This is a genomic window from Candidatus Symbiopectobacterium sp. (genome assembly GCF_020054415.1).
In the GTDB taxonomy this organism is placed as follows: domain Bacteria; phylum Pseudomonadota; class Gammaproteobacteria; order Enterobacterales; family Enterobacteriaceae; genus Symbiopectobacterium.
Window position 1 is genome coordinate 1 of record NZ_JAHWCO010000085.1, and the last position, 1,257, is coordinate 1,257.

At 43.7% G+C, this 1,257-nt stretch carries 3 protein-coding genes; 2 read left to right on the forward strand and 1 reads right to left on the reverse strand.

Annotated elements, in window-relative coordinates; translation table 11 throughout:
* The first annotated feature begins 202 nt into the window (after window positions 1-202).
* The gene (locus QZ506_RS02685; RefSeq protein ID WP_291968885.1) at window positions 203-514 is read left to right on the forward strand and encodes a hypothetical protein; all 312 of its coding nucleotides are present in this window, start codon (window positions 203-205) and stop codon (window positions 512-514) included.
* Here the strand turns inward: QZ506_RS02685 and ghoS are convergent.
* Window positions 497-781 (reverse strand): type V toxin-antitoxin system endoribonuclease antitoxin GhoS, encoded by a 285-nt coding sequence (gene ghoS / locus QZ506_RS02690; protein ID WP_291968887.1) that lies wholly within the window; start codon window positions 779-781, stop codon window positions 497-499. The two genes, QZ506_RS02685 and ghoS, sit on opposite strands and share 18 nt — an antisense overlap.
* A 171-nt stretch (window positions 782-952) precedes the next feature.
* On the opposite strand from ghoS, the gene QZ506_RS02695 reads away from it, so the two are divergent.
* Window positions 953-1,174: a hypothetical protein gene (locus tag QZ506_RS02695; RefSeq protein WP_291968889.1), complete on the forward strand. Its 222-nt coding sequence runs from the start codon at window positions 953-955 to the stop codon at window positions 1,172-1,174.
* Window positions 1,175-1,257 lie beyond the last annotated feature (83 nt).

A 1,257-nucleotide genomic window follows, 5' to 3' on the forward strand; every position in this document is an offset into this window, starting at 1 on the left:
ACGAATTAATTTCAATTTACTGGCTAGATTCAGAGAGCAAATTAACCATTTCGCCGAAAAGTACGACATGGTTAAGCGTCTTAACCATCGCATCTGGTACAGCAAGCCGAAAACGGAGTATGGCATTACCGCCAGAGCAAGACAGACATATTAACTTGGCAGCAGGTCACAGGAAGTCAGTTAACGTAACAGCGAGGTAAGTATGCAAAACGATGACATGAAAGAGTATCGCAGAAAGTTGGGTGAATTCTTTTATCCATTCCTTGGAAATGTTGAGTTAGGGAATGTTTCAGCATTGGAAAACACCACAAACCTTATTGATGCATTTATTAATTTCAATGAGGTTGGTTATTTTAACCGACCGGCTACAGTTGGAAACATCAAAATTGGCGGACAAACAACGCCTCCAAGGGGTAAGCCAGAAGCAGTTGGAGGGACGGGATTGCAGGCAGTCAGTCCATTCCCAGAACCAATGCAGAGCGCTCCAGAAACTAACTCAGGGGGCGATTGTTAAATACCCCGACCAGCGGTCAAATGAGCACACGATAATTTGCGGGCTGTCGTCTGAAACCTGCAACGCCACACGCTGAATGCTATCTCTAACCGCTTCAATAGGTTGTGTGAGATTGGCTACATAAGTTCCCGTGGGTAAAGAACTCACCCTGCCACTTTCTCCGATTATTTCTTTACTGAACCCTATGCCACGCATCATTTCGTGCAAAAGCTCGTATTCATTCGTATCACCGCCAGAAATTTCAACCCTAGCTATGTAGCTGGTCATATCTAATTCCTTATTTTGACTGTGGAAAAACCAGTCTACGGCATTCCTTTGACTGTGGAAAGCGAGGAAACCCTCGCAGCCTGAGAGGGTCACCAAAGCAGGCACTTACCACGGAGGCCACAATGCAAAAGCTCATTGACGAAAATATTTTGATAGCCAAATGAGGATTGAATGATGCAACTTAATAAACCTCATATCACGACCTTCAATCAACCTGATCACAGGGAAAGGGGCGTTATCACTTACGGTAGTAATAATAATATTAATCATCCTCATTATTTGATGAACACCCAAATTTTCCTCGGGGATGACAGTGAAACAAAGGGATATAAGTTAACCATTGCCTATCTGACGGAAGAAAATAAGTGGCTTAAAAAGCAGGTGAAAAATTAACGGGTATCTATGACTGAAACACTTTCAGCATTCCCATCATCCGCTTATCGCCGCAATCTCCCCCCCCATACTCAATAACGCCA

Bases quoted from the DNA above. Each gene is read 5' to 3' on its own strand.
- QZ506_RS02685 (WP_291968885.1), top strand. From the start codon at position 203: ATGCAAAACGATGACATGAAAGAGTATCGCAGAAAGTTGGGTGAATTC.
- QZ506_RS02695 (WP_291968889.1), top strand. From the start codon at position 953: ATGATGCAACTTAATAAACCTCATATCACGACCTTCAATCAACCTGAT.
- ghoS (WP_291968887.1), bottom strand. From the start codon at position 781: ATGACCAGCTACATAGCTAGGGTTGAAATTTCTGGCGGTGATACGAAT.